Below are 19,858 nucleotides of genomic sequence, written 5' to 3'. Positions count from 1 at the left end.
AGTATATATTTAATTAATAAAAAGTACTTTCATAGTGGTGTATAGAAATTTTCTGTGGGTGATACTATGTATATAAAGCATTTTTAAGATCTTATATTTTATTCATATTTTGAAAATTACTAAAATTTATAAGATATAAATTTCAGAATGTCATAAAGCGTGCCTATACTTTGTAAATTACAATTGATCTAGAAAGTACAAAAATATAACAAGTACTTTGTTAAACTTTATGAATAACACGTAATAACTTTGTTTCTCCCTGTATTTTTTGCTTCATAGAGGCATTTGTCAACTCTGTCTATCAATTGTTTTATGTTGTCGATGTCAGATTTCTGTACTTCGACTACACCAATACTGACAGTTTTGTTTATATCACCTACACTTGTTTTAAAAGGAGTTTTTTCTATTACAGTAAGAATTCGTGTGGCTACTTGTTCTGCTGTAGTAATTGTTGTATCTGGTAATATTACAACAAATTCTTCTCCACCAAATCTTGCTAATAGATCTGTGATGCGTATATTATCTGATACTCGTTTTTTAAACTGTTGCAATAATTCATCTCCAACAGTATGTCCAAATGTATCATTAACTTCTTTAAAATGATCAATATCTAGTATCATTAAAGATAAATTTTTATCCTTTTGTAGTAATTCATTTACCATATTATGGAAATGTATATCAAAATAGCGTCTATTATAGCATCCTGTTAGAGGGTCAGTTATAGCCATTGTTATGCTAGTGTCTACATTGATTCTCAAAGCATCTTGGTATCTTTTCCTTTTTACTTGGACATTTACTCTTGCGATAAGTTCATTGCTGTTTATAGGACTTGTAATATAATCATGAATTCCTATATCAAAAGCTTTACTTAATAACTTTGGATTTTCATGATCATCAAGTAAAACTAGAATAGGAGTGTAACGTGTTTCAATTTTGTTGCGTAATTGTGAGCATAGTCTCAATCCGTCTCCAGAGAATTCTAAATCAATAATGATTAAGTCATAATTTTGTATATTGCTTAAAGTTAATGCTTGATCTATGTTATGTGAAACTACAGTTTGTTGAAAAGATTTCTGCAGGACGTTATTTATGTGTTCAGATCGGATAATATCTTCATCAACAATTAGAATGCTAGCATCGTCAATTTTATTTGCATAATCCATCATGTTATTATGTAGTACGCTCATATCTACGTTTGTTTTCCCTCTTAACCTTAACTCGTCTATAACCATCTTAAGCCTTGTTAATGATCTAATGCGTGCAAACAGAGCCATGTCGTTTATAGGTTTTGTTAAGAAATCATCTGCACCATAACTGAGACCACTTACTCTATTGTCTGATGTATTATCAAGAGCTGTAACCATTACTATTGGAATATACGTAGTTGCTGGATTAGATTTTAATCTCTTGCAGGTTTCATATCCATCCATTTCTGGCATCATAACATCTAATAGTATTATGTCTGGATGTTTTTCTTCAGCAATTCTTATTGCATCCATTCCATTTGTTGCTGTTAAAACATTGTAATATTCACCTATGAGCTTAGCTTGCAGTAGTTTTATATTTGCAGGTAAGTCATCTACTATTAATACTTTTGCAGTCATATATCTTTTTTTTTACTTGATATCTTTTTTATTTCATAACTTTTATATATTTTTCCATCATCTCCTACTATTTCTTTAATGGTAACATTATCATTTTGTTCTCCTGTACAATCTATGTAAATTTTATTAAAGTAATTAAGTATCTCACCTTTTGTATCTACAAATTTTTTATAGTAAGTTCCTAGGCTTTTTGTTAAAAAAGGGAGTTTTTTTGGGTTAATCACCAAACATACTATTAAAATTATGACAATAATTTCCGATATACCAACACTAAACATTAAAAATTGTTTCAACTAATAAACATATCAAGAGACTTTATTATAAGCATTAATTTACTTAAATCAAGTTGAGTTGTATTGATTTCATTTAAAAAGTTATAATATCTGTTCAATCTTTCTTGATTGTTTATATACCAACTTTGAATTATATCATTAATTATATTTTGTACCTTATCCAATTTTACTGCTAGTGATAGTGTAGGTTCTATCTGTTTTAGAATATTTTCTGTTATTATAGATTGATAGTCATTTAGATCATCAAGTAAATTTCTAATAGCAATACGCTGCCAGTATGAGGAATTTGATTCCATATGTGCTGCAAGGTCACGTATACGACTAAAATTTAACAATGATCTCAACTGAAAATATATTTTTCCTACAGCTAACAGTGGTGAGTTTGAAGTATTTGTTAGATGTATTATATCGAGGAAAGCGGTCATGAATTTTAATTTTGTGATTTTTTTTATGATTGATTCTTCAATATTGTGTTCACTTAGAGAGGATAAAGTATGGTTGTATATTTCTAGAGATTCATTACATAAAATGCTTTCTATATTTTCTTCGAGTAAGGATATTTGTGATGATAATTCTTCTAATTTTGTGTCTATATTTGTAATTTTGGAAGAGTTCTTAATAAACCAGAAGGTAACTTGTCCTATAAATTTTTGTACTTCTCTAATTAAGGATGTGTATACATTAATGTGAATTTTGCTATCCAGCTCATCTAATGTTTTCCATATTTCATATAAGTTATACATGTGGGTTGTTATAACATATATTTTGATTATGTCTTCAACAGTAATACCGATGTTTTCAATGATGTGATTTACAAAGATACATCCCATTCTATTTACTATGTCGTTCACTATACACGTTGCTAATATCTCTTTTTTTAAAGGATGCTGCCTTATGTATTGTGCGAAATTATCTCTTATATATTGTGGGAAGTAAGATAGCAAATATTGGGATTCATATAAACCTGATAAATTGCTTGAATGATGGAAAATATTAGAAAGCATAACCTCATTTTTTATGAATGTTCTGGTATATGCTATTAATATTGCAATTTGAGGACAGGTAAATCCTTTCATTTCAGCACTCATTTTTGTGATTTCTTCATCACTTGGTAAGAATTCTATATCTCGATTTAATACTTGAATCTTTTCTAGATATTTTAACAATCTGTGATGTTGTTCTATTCGATTATGTGCTTGTATACATTCTAACATTAAAGCTTTTGTTTCTAGTTTATTATGTGATTCTAAAACTATTGATGGTACTTCATGCATTATATCATCTAGTATCTTATTACGCTCAGCTAAAGAAATATAGTTGTTTTGCATTGCTAGTCTTAGACATATTTTTATATTGATTTCAAAGTCAGAACATATCACTCCTCCAGAGTTATCTGTGAAATCAGTATTGATCTTTCCTCCGTTATTAGCATATTCAACTCTTCCAAGTTGTGTAGATCCTAAATTCCCACCTTCTATTATCATTGCAGCTTTTACTTCGAATCCATTAATTCTCAGTGCGTCGTTGGCTTTATCTGCTACTGCAGCATTACTTTCTTGTGAAGATTTAATATATGTTCCTATCCCTCCATTCCATATCATATCAACTTTTGCTTTTAATAAGTGCCTGATAAGTGTATTTGGAGAAATCTGGTCTTCACTAATATTAAATAGTGCTTTTATTTCAGGGGTTAAGTCTAGTATTTTAGAGTTGCGGTTAAAAACTTTTCCACCTTTTGAAATGCATGATTTATCGTAATCTTCCCATGAAGAACTAGTTAAGTTAAATAACCTCTTACGTTCAAGAAAGCTTTTTTGGGGATCAGGTGATGGATCAACAAAGATGTGACTGTGATTAAATGCTCCAATTAGGTGTATTTTATCAGATAATAGCATTCCATTGCCAAATACATCTCCAGACATATCTCCAATACCAATCACTGTAAATGGTTCATTATATATATCTTTGTCCATAAGCCAGAAATGCCTTTGGGCTGCTACCCATGCTCCTTTTGCTGTAATACCCATTTTTTTATGATCAAATCCTATTGATCCTCCAGATGCAAAAGCATCCCCTAGCCAGAAATTATACTCTTCAGAAATTTCGTTTGCATAATCAGAAAATGTAGCAGTTCCTTTATCTGCTGCAACTACTAGGTATGGGTCATATTCATCATATTTGATAATATCATTAGGTGTGACGTATTTATCATCAATAATGTTGTCAGTAATATCTAATATACCCCTTAAGAAATTTTTATAGCATTCTACAGCAGTACTTTTTGATAAAGCTGCATTTTTTTGTGTACGTTTTAAGATAAATCCTCCTTTAGACCCTACTGGAACAATCACAGAATTTTTTGTCATTTGTGCTTTCATTAATCCTAATATTTCTGTGCGAAAATCTTCTGTTCTGTCAGACCACCTAATTCCTCCACGTGCAACTTTTCCACCTCGTAAGTGTATACCTTCAAATAAATTAGAGTATACATATATTTCTCTAAAGGGACATGGTAGAGGTATGTTTGGTACTTTACTTGAGTCTAATTTTATAGATAGGTAATCTTTTCCTTTATAATAATTTGTACGTAAAATTGCTAAAATTAATGCGTATATGCATCGTAAAATGTGGTCATGTACTACATCTATAACTTCTAGTAATAGCTCATTAATTTTGTTTTCTATGGATCTAGATTCTTGATTGTTAATTAATGCTGGATTAAATCTAGCTTCAAATAGTTTGATAAAATGGAATAAAATTTTTGGGTATTTAATAGCAACTTTCTGAGTATAAATTTGACTATAGTTAAATGATACTTGCTTTAAATATCTACTTAAGACTCTTATCAGCATAACTTCTCTCCAATTTAAGTTAGCTAATATGACTAAACTATTGAAGTAATCATTTTCTATTTCTTTAGCAAATATTTTTTTGATTGTGGTTTCAAATTGTTGTTTGATACTGTTATGGTCAAAGGATTGTTTTGTATTTGATAGTATAAAGTGATGTAAATATACGGTAATTTTGGCTGTAATAGTATAGCTATGATGTAGAATTATATTTGTTCCCATTTTTTTTACTATACTCAGTATTTCTGAAAGTTGAAGATTACTTTCTTGAGGTATGTATATTTTTAACTGATAATGAACACTATTTTTTATTAAATAAAGGTCAGCTTCACTAGTATTATATTTACAAACTTGCTCTAATTTTATTATATCATGGTAAGCGCTTTTTGAATTAAAATATTCTTGGTAGCTCGGTGGAAATGCTGTCAGATATTGTAGAAATGGATTTATAGATCCTAAATTACAGTACATGACATCTTGCAATTTGTCTTCCCATCTCCTAGATGCTGCAATTAGTTTTTCTTCGATTTCTGATTCCGAAAAATCACTAAATAACTTATCTCGTGCTTTTAGTATAAACTGCAACCTGACTAAATTATACTCATTTAACATGTTATATTGATTGTTGACAACTTTACCTGTGAGCATCTGTTCTAATATGCAACTCATTTTATTTGCAAGTTCAGTGCTTGCTAAGACTTTTGGTATAAAAATGATGCAATTTATAAAGTTATGACTTTGACTTTTTATTATGAAAAGTTTAATTTTTGGGTTGTTAGCTAAAGACAGTATTCCAATTGAAATTTTAAATAGTTCTTCTTCGGAAAATTGAAATAATTCGTCTCTAGACAGCCTTTGTAGTATATCAATCAATGCTTTATTACTATGTCCACCTATAGTAAATCCTGCTTTCTTTTCTACTGCTTTTATTTTACTGCGAATTAATGGAATAGAATTTGCATCTTGAAATGAAATTATGGAGGCAAAAAATCCGTAAAAACAATGTTCTTTTATCAAAATATTGTCTTGAGTAAATATTCTCAGTCCTATACAAATCATGTATTCATATCTATGCACAGTAGATAAAATGTTAGATTGTATGATATATATATGTTTTTTAGATTCAGGTAAATTTTTAGTAGATTCATCTGATGTATTGACTCGCTGTAGTCCAAGACTAGTTTTAGTATTAATCACTAACTTGTTTTGATTTACAACATACTCTTCATATCCTAAAAAAATAAAATTGTCTTTTCTTAACCATTCTAGAAATGTAATTTCTTCTTCTATAGAATTGCTATGAAAAGCTTTCATAGTATTCAATGCTGAATCAAAATGGTATAACATTGATTTCCAGTCATTAACACAGTAGCTAACTAATTGTAGGTTTTGTTCGATGTCGTGTTTTAATAATTTATGAGATTCTTCATCGACATTACTAATAGTAAAGTATACTATTGACTCGCTTGTTTCATGGTTTGAACAAGATTGTGCAGGTGATATTGTATGTATATGTTCTTCTTCTCGTTTAATATTTAGCACAGCATTTGTATAATAATATATTGATGCATGGTGTTTCTTTATTGCAATGATAATAGAGTCAACTATAAACGGTAAGTTGTCATTTATGATTTCAACAATAGTTGCATTACTTGTTATATCATTGTTTTGTTGTTCTACATTGAATATTTTTACTTTACTTTCTTTAGGTTGTTTAATCTTGATAAGTTCATATAAATCGCGTGCTATGAATAAAAAAAAGTTAGTATCTAATGTAATATTGCTATTGTAAGAGAAACTGTAGAATTGTTTAACAAAGCTTTTAAATAGATGGTCATCTTCCTGTTTTATTAATTCTAAAACTGAATCAATAATCTTTTGATTGAAATTATTAAGCATTTTTTTAGCTGCGCTAGTTGACTATTATATAGTAAATTATTTTTGTTAAAATACTATTATACTTCTTTAAAGTATAATGCAATTAATTTTTAGGATGCTGATATGAATTTACAATTTAATGTATTATGAAATATTATTTACTAGGATATTTAAAGTATAGATTTCTAATATAAAAAGAACAGATATAGGTTACTACATATATAACGTGTATATGTATTTAAAACAACTTGAACATATTATTAGGTGTTTTTCTTTCAATAAAGCTATATTAATATATAGTTAATAACATTTACTAGATATTTTATGTTAGATATTACTTTCATGTAAACTTAAAAAGTACTTGAAGTATACTATTTATATAACTTGTTACACTTGTGATGTTGTAAATTAGTTTTAATAAGTTAAAATATTATTTCTAAGATGTACTTATGTTTGATGTAAACTTAAGAAATTTTATTATATGTTAAACATACTATTGTTAAATAATATTTTTACTACTTGTAGATAGTGAAAATGTATAGTAAATGTTATTAACTATATGTGTTATTTTTCTTAGGAGTATGTTGTATAGTTTTTGAAATGAGTTTATATATATGTCACACAAAAAGAATAAAGCAGTTTCAGATTTATTGGAAGAAGTTACAAATAACACTGATATAGATAAGATTACATTATTTGAATTAAAATCTGCACTTCATGCTCGTGGTTTTGGGATATTAATGTTGTTATTTTCATTACCTCTTTCGATTCCTATACCTGTACCTCCAGGGTATACAACAATATTCTCTATACCTTTATTAATATTTTCATTCCAAATGTTGCTTGGGTTACGGACTCCTTGGATGCCTAAATGGTTGGAAAAAAAGTCTTTTAAACGTGTGACTTTAGCTTTAATTATTGAAAAAACTGCTCCTATATTGAGAAAAGCAGAAAAACTTACAAAGCCTCGTTTATTATTTATATTTAATAGTTTTGGAGAGAAGGTTATAGCTTTTATTTCTCTTTTATGTGCTATATCAATAGCTATACCTTTACCTTTAACAAATTTTATACCAGCAGGCGGTGTGTCGATTATGTCTTTGGGCATGCTTAATAAAGATGGTGTCATGGTGATTCTTGGGGTAATAGTGTCATTGTTTGGTATTATTGTTACTCTAATGGTAATTACTTTAGGTCCCAAGCTTGTTATAAATATGTTTTCTTTTTTATCGAAATTTACATGATCATATACAATACTTTAACTGGCATTAAGGAACCTTTTATTCCTTTAAATAGTAATAATGTGAAGGTTTATGTTTGTGGTCCTACAGTCTATGATTTTGCGCATATTGGGAATTCTAGATCAATAGTTATATATGATGTGCTATTTAGGTTATTAAAATTGCTATATCCTAAAGTGACTTATGTAAGAAATATTACTGATGTTGATGATAAGATTATTAATATTGCACAAAGTAGTAAGCAGAATATATATGATGTTACTTCAATTTATACAAGAGCATTTCATGAAGATATGAAAATGCTTAACTGTTTAGACCCAACCTATGAGCCAAGAGCGACTGATAATGTAGATATTATGATCAATTTAATACAGAAGTTAATAGATCTTGGTCATGCGTATGTGTATAATGGTAGTGTGTTTTTTAACATAAAATCTTATCTTTCTTATGGTAAGTTATCTCGGCGTAATATCTCAGAACTTATTTATGGTAGTAGGGTGGATGTGGGGTTAGGTAAAAAACATCCAGGGGATTTTGTTTTATGGAAACCTGCCACTGAAATAGATAGCCAATTAATGGGTTGTTGGTCAAGTCCTTGGGGATTAGGGAGACCAGGCTGGCATATAGAATGTTCAGCTATGAGTTATTGTTATTTGGGTGAAAATTTTGATATTCATGGTGGTGGAGCAGATTTACAGTTTCCTCATCATGAAAATGAAATAGCGCAAAGTTGTTGTGCTTTTCCTGGCAGCTACTATGCTAAATATTGGGTGCACAATGGGTTTCTTACAGTTAATGGTGAGAAAATGAGTAAGTCTTTAGGTAATATTTTAACAGTAAGGCAGTTATTAGATAATGGGATCAAAGGTGAATTGATAAGATATGTATTGTTGAGTGCCCATTATAGGAAACCTTTAGATTGGAGTAGTAAAGTGGTGGCTAATGCTCAAGAGTCGCTTAATCGTATGTATACTGCTTTAAGTTCAATAAATGCTGATTTATCATTGGATAGTGGCGTTGAGTTATCTGGTAATGTTATTGATTGTTTAAAAGATGATATTAATACTCCAAAAGCTATTTCAATATTACATGAAATGGTTACAGAGATTAATAAGACATCTGATATAATGAAAAAGGTATGTTTAGCAAAAACTCTTATTAAAACTGCAAATTTTTTAGGTATTTTACAGCATTCTTGGCAAGATTGGTTTAAAATTGATAATCATGATCAAGAAATCAGTCAGTTAATAGATGAAAGAAAAAAAGCGAGAGCAAGTAATGATTTTAAAAAGGCAGATGATATACGTCAGCTTTTGTTAGATCGAGGAATAGTTCTTTCTGATAACAAAGATGGGACTACACATTGGTATAAGAAATAATAAGATAAAAGAGATTAGATTTTTTTTATTTAAACGTTATAACTGTATGCGATAAAGTGCTATGTAAAGCATATCAATGACATAGAACCATAGTAAAATGTGAAATAAACATCTGCTTATATGAAACCTTTACTATATTCAAGCAATATGTTTTATTTATATTTTTTATAGTGTAAAAAGCTGTATTACAGGACAATATGATAGTTAGTATTATCATACTAATCCACTTACTCTCTTGAAACAAAGGGATGAAATATTTTTGAAAGTCTTGTGAGATATGAAGAAGGGGGGATAGCATTAGTTGTATTTGGTGATTTGTTAGTTATATTTTTACTGTCTATGTAAGAATTAGAATATTGACCAGTAACTTCTACGGCACCGTATTGAGCGATGATAGCACTATCAATTGCTATTGATGCTTTGGAATCGGAAGGATTGTTTTGGAGTTTAATTAATCCAGTATTTGATATTATGTGAGATTTATTAACTTGTCCTATAATTGTAATATTACCTTTATTTGTGTGCAATAAACCGCAAAATTTGCCAAATATAGTTACATCTGTATCATGAAGTATTAGAATTGAAAAGTCTACAGCTCTGCTATATATTACTACCTCATGAACACCAAATTTAGATATAAGATTTGTACCACTGTGTGTTATGTATGTTAGATAAAGTGCTATGCTCTTACTTAAATTGTCAATAATTAATTTTTTGTCTTCTATACGTATATTATAAATAAACATAGGTATGCTATGATCAAAAAAAGTACACGGTAACCTCTTATCCGGACTGATATCATCTATTATGTTTAAATGATTTGCATTGTGTATTATATTGTAAAATAGAGATTCAGCATTTTTAGTTGGGGTAGTGTTGTGTTGATTGATAGGCCATCCTATGGATACAATAACAGCATGGTGTTGAAGCTTAGGATGGAATGACTCTATATTTAGTGCACGTATTCCATTTTCATCTTTTTGATTAATAACATCCCATGGATAAAACGATGTGATTTGTTTTTCTGCTTGGCAGAGGTCTGTTTGTTTAGTTATTATAGATTTGTCTTTTATATCTCTACAAAAATTGGGTGGAATAGTAAACATATCTGGTAATTTTTTCTTAATTATTCTGCCATTGATACTGACAGTTCCAAATATGGATATTATGTTTTGACTACATTCTTCTTTTGCATTGGTAATGATAATGCTGCCATATTTATTAAAGATACTGCCATATACTGTACCAGAAATATGTATGTCACTTATTTCTAAGAATATTTTTGTATATGTTGGAACGTCGCATTTAATATTGATGTCACATCCATTATCTAGAATGAGATTAATGTTGCTAAATATTTCTTGGTTAAAAATGTGGATTGCTTCTAGTCCAATAAATTGTTTGGTTGTTCTTAGTAGGTCAACATCTTTCTCTACTGCGTATGACGCTTGCATATTATATAAATTTTGTAAATATTTTGCATATGAGAAAAAAGTTTTTTTTTGTACATGCTGAAACAATATTGTTTTTAATTGATCCATTATTCTATTTCTAATTTCAACCGTTTTGAATAGTATTTCGCTTGTATATGTTGTTCTGTATTTGGGATTAAGGTCAAAACATTGATCAATGAGTAATGTCAACATGGTGTATTGAATATTATACTTGAAGTTATTATTTATTGTAATCTCTTTCTTATTAGGAGAGGAATGAAATGCTATCCTGTTTAGCATATTAGTACTGGCATCACTAGAAACTGATATTTGATATTTATGGTATAATGTGTGCATTTCTTGTATACTCTTCCATAGGGTATCTGATGTTCTTTCATCAATTAGGGGCATCTTTGGTATTTGATTTGCAATAAACCATTCCTTGTATTCCTGCAATATGGATGTTGTTTCTTGTTTAAAAGAGGCAAAATCTGGTTGAATATCCAGTGTTAGTGCTATGCATAGTGGGATCGCATTGCTGATATCTATGAGAGCTTCATCAATCTTTTCTAATGTAGTATCCGTTACATATTTCTTTAAGGTTATATTATTCATTGCTGCTCTTTGTTGATCTTGTGTTAGCATAATATTTGCACGTATAAAATTTAGATGACTAGTGTATAATTATAAATAATTTAATATGCAATTTATTTTTTTAACATTTTAGGTGAAAATATTATATAAAATATATAAAAATTATATTTATTACTTAGATTGTTTAATAAAAAATCTTAGTTGATTTTTGTATCAAATAATTGTTATAGTTCTTTTTGGATTATAGTTTATAATTCATATTGTTTTGTTATAGTACTTGAAAATGTCATTATTAGATTCTCGACCAATTTATAAACCGTTTAATTATCCATGGGCATATGATGCTTGGTTATGTCAACAAAGGATACATTGGTTGCCTGAAGAGGTACCGCTTGCAGATGATGTTCAAGATTGGAAAACGGTACTTTCTGAGAAAGAAAAAAATCTTTTAGTTCAGATTTTTCGTTTTTTTACGCAGGCTGATATTGAAGTGAATAATTGTTATATGAAACATTATTCAAATATTTTTAAGCCTACGGAAGTATGTATGATGCTTTCTGCATTTTCAAATATGGAAACTATACATATAGCTGCTTATTCATATTTGTTGGATACTATTGGAATGCCTGAAATTGAGTATCAAGCATTTTTGAAGTTTGAGGTGATGAAGAAAAAATATGACTATATGCAGAGATTTGAAGAATGTAGGAAAAATGATAAAAGACATGTAGCAAAAACTTTAGCAGTTTTCGGTGCTTTTACAGAAGGTTTGCAATTATTTGCTTCATTTGCGATCTTGTTAAATTTTCAACGTTTTGGAAAAATGAAAGGTATGGGGCAAATTATAGCTTGGTCTGTAAGAGATGAAACATTACATACAGAATCGATAATCAGGTTGTTTAATACTTTTATTCAAGAGAATTATGAAATATGGGATGATTCATTAAAACAAGAGTTATATGAAGCCTGTAGAATTATTGTTTCATTAGAAGATGAGTTTATTAATTTAGCATTTGCTTGTGGAGATGTTGAAGGATTATCTTCTAAAGGAGTTAAGGAATATATTAGATATATTGCAAATAGAAGATTATTACAGTTGAATCTGGAGCCTATATATGATGCAACTAAAAACCCTTTATTATGGTTAGATGAGATTTTAAATGGAGTAGAACATACTAATTTTTTTGAGAATAGAGTTACAGAATATGCTCGTGCTGCTACAGAAGGAACATGGGAAGAGGCATTTGAAGACCATGACATTATATAAATATATTTTTTAGTATCATTTAAAACTTTGTGAAGTAGTATTAATATTATATTAATGTGAGCTCGTTATTCCTGTGCACGATGATATATAACTTTATTGTTTTTTTATATGAAAAGAATCATCTTATTTTGTGTTTAACATCATTTATGTGAAATATGTATATAGTATTACTGTTATATTAATAGGAATTTCTATTTCTAATGAAAAATGAAGCATGGGTTTGTTGTTTTTTTTATAGAGTTACATATAGTTATGTAATACACTACTTATAATAACTTTTCTAATGATAGCAGAATAGGTATTGTTTTTTTTCCAGTTTTGTATGCGTTATATGTTTTGATTATTCCTTTGATAAAGAATACAATATTAACGGAATACTTAAGTTTACTTGATTTACTTTGCTGTCATGTTGTTTTGTTACTTTTATTTATATATGTAGAGTATGAGTTTTTGTAACAAACATGTATAATGCTTTGAACTAAATAAATACATTTTTTAGGAATTCTTGGTATTTTTATGAGAAGCAACTGTTAGAGCGTATACGCAAAGATCTGAAAAACAAATGCCGTTTTTCTGTGCTAGTGCATGTAATTTTGCTAAGCTATCTTTAACCTTTTCTGGTATATTGCCGCCACGTTCCTTCGCTAGCCAGTTATCTTGATGTTGTACAGGGTGATTATCTGGTTTTGGTTCTCCAATGTATATTGCAAAAGGAGAACTTTGTCCGCTGAAGTCACATGGGACAATGAATTTCTTTATACCTGGCATATCATTTACCTTGAATAACCTGAACTTTGAACTGTTCGCTTACGTATGCTGTGTAAGACTATCTGAGTAATATTCTTTCTTATTCTAGATTCTGGAGCAACTAAAACTCCTTCTCTGACTAAAGTCTTTGCAATTAATAGAGCTTCTTCCAATAATTCAATATCATTGTTAACTAAATTTAGCAATAAACTATACGCCATTTCGTAGCTAATTTCTTCATCATATAACATGATGTTATTATTGTCATATTTCTGAGTTTCAATATTATGACTATTGCTATTATCTTGTGATAATATTTCTTCATTAGCTGTTGGTTGGTCTAATAAATCTGCATTAGATAGATCATTTACTGTGTTACTGTACTCTTGTCCCATTACATTTTTGACGTCATTTTTATGTAAAGTAGTAAATGACATATTGATATCTGATTGATTTACTTTGCTATAAGGATTGCATTTATCTTTAATAGCAGTTAATGCACTATACAGGCTATAGACACCATTTCCTATATAATCTGTAAATTGCCAGCCTAGTTGTTTCTGAAAAATAGATAACATCATAGTAATATAAAAATTTACAACCCATTTTACTCTATTGTATCATGTTAATGTAAATAATACATTAATTAATTATGGATTCTTATTTAAAAAAAATTATATTAAATTGCGGTGGTGCTATCTCAATGGAGCAGTTTATAAGAATTGCTCTCTATGATGTACATCATGGTTATTATATGACTCGAATACCTTTTGGTGCTCATGGAGATTTTATTACTGCTCCTGAGATATCTCAATTGTTTGGAGAGGTTATTGCATTGTGGATATTGTTGAGTTGGCAAAAAATGGGGTATCCATCTAAATTTGTTATAGTAGAATTAGGACCTGGTAAGGGAACATTAATAAGTGATATCATTAGAGTTTTGAAAAAATTTGAACAATGCCATGCAGCAACGATTGTTTATCTTGTTGAAGTAAGTCCTGTATTAGAAAAATTACAACGAAGTGTTTTGAAAGATGAGAAGATATTCTGGTGTAAGGATATAAAAGATGTGCCAGATTATCCGGTATTATTTGTAGCAAATGAATTTTTTGATGCTTTACCTATTAGACAGTTTATGTATATCGGTAATTCTTGGTGTGAGGTGTATGTTGCAGTAGAAAACAATGAATTTAAAATTGCTTATAGAAGGGTAGATAAGATGTTTAAAATATCAAGTGATATTAAAAACCCGGTAATAGAAATATGTGATGAAGCTGTTTCTATAATAAAATGTATAGAAAATAAGATTTTACAAAGTGGTGGGGCAGCAGTCATTATTGATTATGGATATGTAAATTGCCCATATGAAAGTACTATACAGTCTATAAAGAATCATAGATATAATGATTTATTTAGAAATATAGGAGAAAGTGATATAACTGCATATGTAAATTTTGATGTACTACATAACAGTTTGTCTACTCTCAGATCAATTATTATGACTCAAAGAGATTTTTTATACAGTTTTGGTATTAAAGAAAGACTACAAGTACTTATTGAAAATGCTACAGAAACTCAAAAACAGAATTTAATGACAGGTTTTTTAAGATTGACTGAGAATATGGGTAGTATGTTTAAAGTACTTTTAGTAAATCCACGATAAAGTTGTAGTTTTGCTATGATTGAGAGAAAATATGAAATCATACTTGTCCATGTCACACTAATACTGCTTTGTATGTTTTGTTAAGTTGTAATAATTATAATTATCAATGGGTTTCACATACTTCTTCTGTGTTTTTTATGATAGCATGAATGTATTTCTATAAGCTCTACTGAAAAAAATAATGTGATGTGTTCCATTAGGATACATCTGACTATCACTTATTCATGTTACATTAATACCTGTGTTTTGTAAATTATGGTAGTTGTGATTATCAATAAGTTTCATTCCTCCTGCCGTGTTTTTATAGTAGCATGTTATTCCACGGACTTTATTGAAAATGGTGTGCTATACTCTATTTAAAATCTTATCTAATCATAATTAGATGGCTGCAATTGCATTATGTGCTAGATTTGGTTATCATAACCTTCTATTATTCTATAGTGAATTGTAGCTCTATTTATTATAGTAAAAAAAATAGCTTTGTTATTAAAAGATTATACTGTCTGTAGTATGTAGCATGAATGTTGTTGATATTATCAAAAGTAGAATTAAGCTATCTGATGTAGTTGGGCAGAGAGTTAAATTGACTGGAAGAGGTAATAGTGTTATTGGGTTATGTCCATTTCATAGTGAAAAGACACCTTCTTTTACTGTAAGTGATGAGAAGGGGTTATACTATTGTTTCGGTTGTGGAGCAAATGGGGATGTTATACAATTTATTTCTGATATTAATGCTTTAGATTTTAGGGGTGCAATAGACTACTTAGCAGAGATGTATGGTATTGATTTGCCACAAAATACTAATAAGAAAGTAAGTTTAAGTCCTATATTGGATGCTGCAACATTGTGGTTTGAAAAACAATTGTATACTAATCATATAGCCATAGAATATATAAAAAGTCGAAAGATTTTTGGTAGTACAGTAAAGAAGTTTAGGTTAGGGTATGCTCCAGCATATGGTTTGAGTAAATACTTATTATCTTTAGGATTTAATGTCGATGATATTAGAAGTACAGGATTATTAAATTCTCAAGATCAAGATTATTTCTATAATAGGATCATTTTCCCTATTTGTAATTTTTCTGGAAATGTTATAGGGTTTGGTGGGCGATCAATTGTTGATATACAGACTCCTAAGTATTTGAATTCTAAAGGAAATGTTTTTTTTCAAAAGAGAGAAAATCTCTATGCATCACATCTTGCTATACGTGATGCAAAGAAACAAGGAAAAATTATAGTGGTAGAAGGGTATATGGATGTTCTAATGCTTCATCAGATAGGAATTAGTAATGTAGTTGGGTTGTTAGGAACATCAATGACTTCTGAACATCTAGTATATTTATGGGGAATAACTTCGGAAATTATAGTGTGGATGGATGGTGATGTTGCTGGGAAAATAGCTTCCATTAAATCTGCATCTCTTGCATTATCTTTGGTTAAACCTGGATGTATTATAAAATTTGTTGATGTTTTTACAGGAAAGGATCCCTATGATATCTGTATCAATGGTGGTATTGATAGTGCAATTACTTTGTTAGATAATGCAAAATTATTATCGGAGTTCATTTGGGATTATGAGCTTGCTAAGGTTAGTGTTAATAAGAATACTATTATGCCTGAACAATGTGTCATGTTAGAAGCAAAAATTAAACGTTATCTTGACCAGATTGGTGATAATAGTGTTATGAAATATTACAAGAAATATTTTTATTCTCAAATTCGTAATTTACAGTATTCAAAGGATAAAAGTAAGACTTTAGATAGTGGTAGTTCAGTTAACCGAGCAAATAATAAGCTAAAGTATATAAATGATGAATTTTTGTTAGAAGAATATAATCAGTTAAGAGTAGTATACATCATAATGGAATTTCCAGAACTGCTTGATGATCCAATTATTTTTGATCAATTTTCTAATTTTAATATAAGTAATAAGGATGTATATAGACTACAACAGAATATTATTAATATAAAAGTTACTTTATGTAACCATGTGATATCTAAGGAGATTTTACTTTTAGAGTTAAAGAAAAGTAATTTAGATGATATAGCAGATTTTGTTTCAAAAAAAATGTCTACATCAAATTTTATGTTACTACAAAATAGAAACTATAATATAGATGTTTCAAAGAAAGAAGTAGAAAAAATAATGCTTTTAAATCATTTACAATGTATTCAAACAGAAATCTTGGATTTGCAATTGCAAGGAAAACGGGATCTTGCTGAAAAGTTATCTAATCAAGCACAGGAAATAGACAACAGATTAAGAGAGTTATGGAATTATTAAAAGTTGAAAAGTGGGTGTTTGTATAAGGGAATTTTATAATCTTATATATATTGTTAAAAGAAAAATAGTTTTTGTATTACTCTAATGTATTTATTTTTTGATGTATTTTGGTTTTAGGGATAACTTGTATGTATATTACGTAGATTGTGCAATAACAGTTTGAGAAAATTGATAAGAGATTTTATGAATGCTTTTATGATGTTAAACAGCGTTTATATTAAAATATCACAGTTAGTATAGATGTGTTGTGAGTTTTGTATAGAAGAATCAAAAATGTTTTTGAATAGTTAAGATATATCATTGCAGGTTGTAGAGTTTTTATTTTCTTAAAGGATATTTGTGAATTTTTACATATTAGTATAAACGTTTAGTTATATTGTTTATAATGTCTTGTACATTATGTATTATTTTGATGACTTCAATTTTTATGAACGAGAACCTATTAATTTTTTGTATAGGTAGATATATTTGGAAAAACTGTACCGTTATATATTTCCAGTTTATAAAATTACATGTACTTTTAAAATTAATAATCACTTAAGAGGTAGATATTAGAAGAATCCTCTAAGCTTTCTTGCACGACTTGGATGACGTAATTTGCGTAAAGCTTTTGCCTCAATTTGTCGTATGCGTTCTCTTGTTACATTGAATAATTTTCCTACTTCTTCCAAAGTATGATCTTTTCCTCCTTTACCTATTCCAAACCGCATACGCAAAATTCTCTCTTCTTTTGGTGTTAATGTTGATAATACTTTTGTAGTTATTTCTCGTAAATCTGCGAGTATTGCTGCATCTTCTGGTTTTACTGCACGCTTATCTTCTATGCAATCACCAAAAGTACTACTATCATCATCTCCTATAGGACTTTCTAAGCTTACAGGATCTTTAACTATTTTCATTACCTTGCGTATCTTATCTACATTAATATTTAATCTTGCTGATAATTCTTCTAGGGTTGGTTCTCTACCCATTTCATGTAACATTTGTCTCAATGTGCGATTGATTTTATTTACAGTTTCAATCATGTGTACAGGAATCCTAATGGTTCGTGCTTGGTCTGCTATTGCTCTAGTAATTGCCTGTCTCACCCACCATGTTGCATAAGTTGAGAATTTATATCCACGTTTATAATCAAATTTATCTACTGCTTTCATTAATCCAATATTTCCTTCTTGTACTAGATCTAAAAACTGTAGGCCTCGATTTGAATATTTTTTTGCAATGGATACTACTAATCTTAAATTTGCTTTTATCATCTCCTGCTTTGCTTGATTTGCTGCACGCTCGTGCTTTTGTATTTTTGTGACTAACGCTTTAAATTCGGTGAGGTTGTCTTCTCCAGAAAGTAATTTAATTTTGCTATACATACTTATTATATTGCCTTCTTCATTTAATAACATATTATCCCATTGAGGAGAAATACCTTTTTTCTTCAATACAGAATTAGTATTATATGCATCTAAAAAGTCTTTGCGTTGTATACCGTAACTCTCTGCGAGAGAAATAATTTTTGCTTCTTCTGCTGCAATTGATTTACTTAAACTATAGATTTGTTGTGTGATTGATAGTACGGCAGAATTACTGAGTTTAATTTGATATATCATTTCCCATATACTGTCATGTAGATCATTGTATTGTTTTTCAATATCTTTGTTGATTTTGCCTTGATGTTGTTTCTTGAGTTCTAAAATTTTTTCTGCTGATGCAATAACTGAGTCTAGGATACTTATTACTTTGGGTAATAACGCATTTTCCATTTCTAGTATTGAAGTATTTATTGAAACGTTTTCTTCATCTTCATCTTCTGATATATCTGGGTCTTCGTCAGGTTCATCTATTAAATCTTTATCATAATCTAAAACGCTAGCTTCATCAGTATCTGAAAATTTTTCTGGGAACTCGTATCTATAATTTGCGTCTAAATCTATTAAATCTCTTAACATTATTTGTTCGTTTACTAAATCATCTCGCCATGACATAAATGTGCGTAATACTACTGGAGATTCTACTAGTGATCTGAGCATATTTACTTTTTCTGATTTTATTTTTTTTGCAATCTCAATTTCTCCTTCACGAGATAGTAACTCAACTGAACTCATTTCACATAGGTACATGCGTATAGGATCATCCGTTTGCCCAAAATCCCAAGATTTTATGTTTGTATCTGATACCTCATCCTCATCCATATCCTCTTTGATTCTGTTTTCTTCTACTATACTATTTGCTTCATCTTCATCGCTTTGTTCAAGTACATTAATACCTGAATCCTGAAGCATTGATATAGTTTCATCTATGTTGTCAGATGATAATACATAATCAGAGAAAACATCGTTGATATCGTTAAATGTAACAAACCCTTGTTTTAGTCCCTTGCTTACAAGAGTCCTGAGTAATTCTTTATCTGTTTGTAGATCTTTCATAAAATAATTAATATTCAGAAACGACAAACTCAACCTGATATCATACTATAAATATATTGTCAATCATAAAATTTTATAGGGCATGTGTATTAAACAAACAATTAGATATTTGTTTATCATTTTAAACAAAAATATGTTTCTGATGTAGAATACTGAATTTGTAAAAAAGCACGTTTCCAATATGAAATGTTATTGGATACATGTAT

General features: G+C 29.1%; 12 protein-coding genes. 5 read left to right on the top strand and 7 right to left on the bottom strand.

Annotated features, from left to right (window positions below; translation table 11 throughout):
- Positions 1-227 precede the first annotated feature (227 nt).
- From EHF_RS03050 to EHF_RS03040, 3 genes are read right to left on the bottom strand one after another with little or no spacing between them, the layout of a single operon-like run.
- On the bottom strand, positions 228-1,604 hold the full coding sequence (locus EHF_RS03050; RefSeq protein ID WP_044195086.1) for a PleD family two-component system response regulator: 1,377 nt from the start codon (positions 1,602-1,604) through the stop codon (positions 228-230).
- Complete coding sequence (gene tatB, locus EHF_RS03045; protein ID WP_044195084.1) at positions 1,601-1,882, bottom strand: Sec-independent protein translocase subunit TatB; 282 nt, start codon at positions 1,880-1,882, stop codon at positions 1,601-1,603. The genes EHF_RS03050 and tatB overlap by 4 nt, the downstream gene beginning before the upstream one ends.
- An 11-nt stretch (positions 1,883-1,893) precedes the next feature.
- Entirely contained in the window at positions 1,894-6,645 is a 4,752-nt protein-coding gene (locus EHF_RS03040) for an NAD-glutamate dehydrogenase (RefSeq protein ID WP_044195081.1), read from the bottom strand.
- A gap of 593 nt (positions 6,646-7,238) precedes the next feature.
- Here EHF_RS03040 and EHF_RS03035 point away from each other — a divergent pair.
- Together EHF_RS03035 and cysS are read left to right on the top strand one after the other, a co-directional pair.
- Positions 7,239-7,868: an exopolysaccharide biosynthesis protein gene (locus tag EHF_RS03035; protein ID WP_044195078.1), complete on the top strand. Its 630-nt coding sequence runs from the start codon at positions 7,239-7,241 to the stop codon at positions 7,866-7,868.
- A complete protein-coding gene (gene cysS / locus EHF_RS03030; protein WP_044195076.1) occupies positions 7,865-9,244 on the top strand; it encodes a cysteine--tRNA ligase in 1,380 nt (459 codons plus the stop codon). The genes EHF_RS03035 and cysS overlap by 4 nt, the downstream gene beginning before the upstream one ends.
- Before the next feature lie 227 nt (positions 9,245-9,471).
- Here the strand turns inward: cysS and EHF_RS03025 are convergent, their stop codons facing one another.
- Positions 9,472-11,322, bottom strand: coding sequence for a hypothetical protein (locus tag EHF_RS03025; protein WP_044195074.1), 1,851 nt, complete (start codon positions 11,320-11,322; stop codon positions 9,472-9,474).
- A gap of 232 nt (positions 11,323-11,554) precedes the next feature.
- Between EHF_RS03025 and EHF_RS03020 the strand changes: the two genes are divergently transcribed.
- Positions 11,555-12,538, top strand: coding sequence for a ribonucleotide-diphosphate reductase subunit beta (locus tag EHF_RS03020; RefSeq protein ID WP_044195071.1), 984 nt, complete (start codon positions 11,555-11,557; stop codon positions 12,536-12,538).
- A gap of 495 nt (positions 12,539-13,033) precedes the next feature.
- Here the strand turns inward: EHF_RS03020 and EHF_RS03015 are convergent, their stop codons facing one another.
- Both EHF_RS03015 and EHF_RS03010 read right to left on the bottom strand, forming a co-directional pair.
- Complete coding sequence (locus EHF_RS03015; RefSeq protein WP_044195069.1) at positions 13,034-13,306, bottom strand: DUF2610 domain-containing protein; 273 nt, start codon at positions 13,304-13,306, stop codon at positions 13,034-13,036.
- A gap of 5 nt (positions 13,307-13,311) precedes the next feature.
- Positions 13,312-13,866 (bottom strand): hypothetical protein, encoded by a 555-nt coding sequence (locus EHF_RS03010; RefSeq protein ID WP_044195067.1) that lies wholly within the window; start codon positions 13,864-13,866, stop codon positions 13,312-13,314.
- Positions 13,867-13,988: 122 nt separating this feature from the next.
- Between EHF_RS03010 and EHF_RS03005 the strand changes: the two genes are divergently transcribed.
- Together EHF_RS03005 and dnaG are read left to right on the top strand one after the other, a co-directional pair.
- Positions 13,989-14,948, top strand: coding sequence for a class I SAM-dependent methyltransferase (locus EHF_RS03005; RefSeq protein WP_232228930.1), 960 nt, complete (start codon positions 13,989-13,991; stop codon positions 14,946-14,948).
- Positions 14,949-15,465: 517 nt separating this feature from the next.
- Positions 15,466-17,232 carry a DNA primase gene (gene dnaG, locus EHF_RS03000; RefSeq protein WP_044195063.1) on the top strand — a complete coding sequence of 589 codons (1,767 nt, stop codon included), beginning with the start codon at positions 15,466-15,468 and terminating at the stop codon, positions 17,230-17,232.
- A gap of 551 nt (positions 17,233-17,783) precedes the next feature.
- Here the strand turns inward: dnaG and rpoD are convergent.
- The gene (gene rpoD, locus EHF_RS02995; protein WP_044195060.1) at positions 17,784-19,652 is read right to left on the bottom strand and encodes an RNA polymerase sigma factor RpoD; all 1,869 of its coding nucleotides are present in this window, start codon (positions 19,650-19,652) and stop codon (positions 17,784-17,786) included.
- Positions 19,653-19,858: the final 206 nt, after the last annotated feature.

Source organism: Ehrlichia japonica (assembly GCF_000632845.1).
In the GTDB taxonomy this organism is placed as follows: Bacteria; Pseudomonadota; Alphaproteobacteria; order Rickettsiales; family Anaplasmataceae; genus Ehrlichia; species Ehrlichia japonica.
This window is presented reverse-complemented; position numbering and strand designations above follow the sequence as displayed.

What these genes read in the sequence shown, in the direction of transcription:
- EHF_RS03010 (WP_044195067.1), bottom strand. Translation starts at nt 13,866, where the DNA reads ATGATGTTATCTATTTTTCAGAAACAACTAGGCTGGCAATTTACAGAT.
- cysS (WP_044195076.1), top strand. Translation starts at nt 7,865, where the DNA reads ATGATCATATACAATACTTTAACTGGCATTAAGGAACCTTTTATTCCT.
- EHF_RS03040 (WP_044195081.1), bottom strand. Translation starts at nt 6,645, where the DNA reads ATGCTTAATAATTTCAATCAAAAGATTATTGATTCAGTTTTAGAATTA.
- rpoD (WP_044195060.1), bottom strand. Translation starts at nt 19,652, where the DNA reads ATGAAAGATCTACAAACAGATAAAGAATTACTCAGGACTCTTGTAAGC.
- EHF_RS03015 (WP_044195069.1), bottom strand. Translation starts at nt 13,306, where the DNA reads ATGCCAGGTATAAAGAAATTCATTGTCCCATGTGACTTCAGCGGACAA.
- EHF_RS03005 (WP_232228930.1), top strand. Translation starts at nt 13,989, where the DNA reads ATGGAGCAGTTTATAAGAATTGCTCTCTATGATGTACATCATGGTTAT.
- EHF_RS03035 (WP_044195078.1), top strand. Translation starts at nt 7,239, where the DNA reads ATGTCACACAAAAAGAATAAAGCAGTTTCAGATTTATTGGAAGAAGTT.
- EHF_RS03025 (WP_044195074.1), bottom strand. Translation starts at nt 11,322, where the DNA reads ATGCTAACACAAGATCAACAAAGAGCAGCAATGAATAATATAACCTTA.
- EHF_RS03050 (WP_044195086.1), bottom strand. Translation starts at nt 1,604, where the DNA reads ATGACTGCAAAAGTATTAATAGTAGATGACTTACCTGCAAATATAAAA.
- dnaG (WP_044195063.1), top strand. Translation starts at nt 15,466, where the DNA reads ATGAATGTTGTTGATATTATCAAAAGTAGAATTAAGCTATCTGATGTA.
- tatB (WP_044195084.1), bottom strand. Translation starts at nt 1,882, where the DNA reads ATGTTTAGTGTTGGTATATCGGAAATTATTGTCATAATTTTAATAGTA.
- EHF_RS03020 (WP_044195071.1), top strand. Translation starts at nt 11,555, where the DNA reads ATGTCATTATTAGATTCTCGACCAATTTATAAACCGTTTAATTATCCA.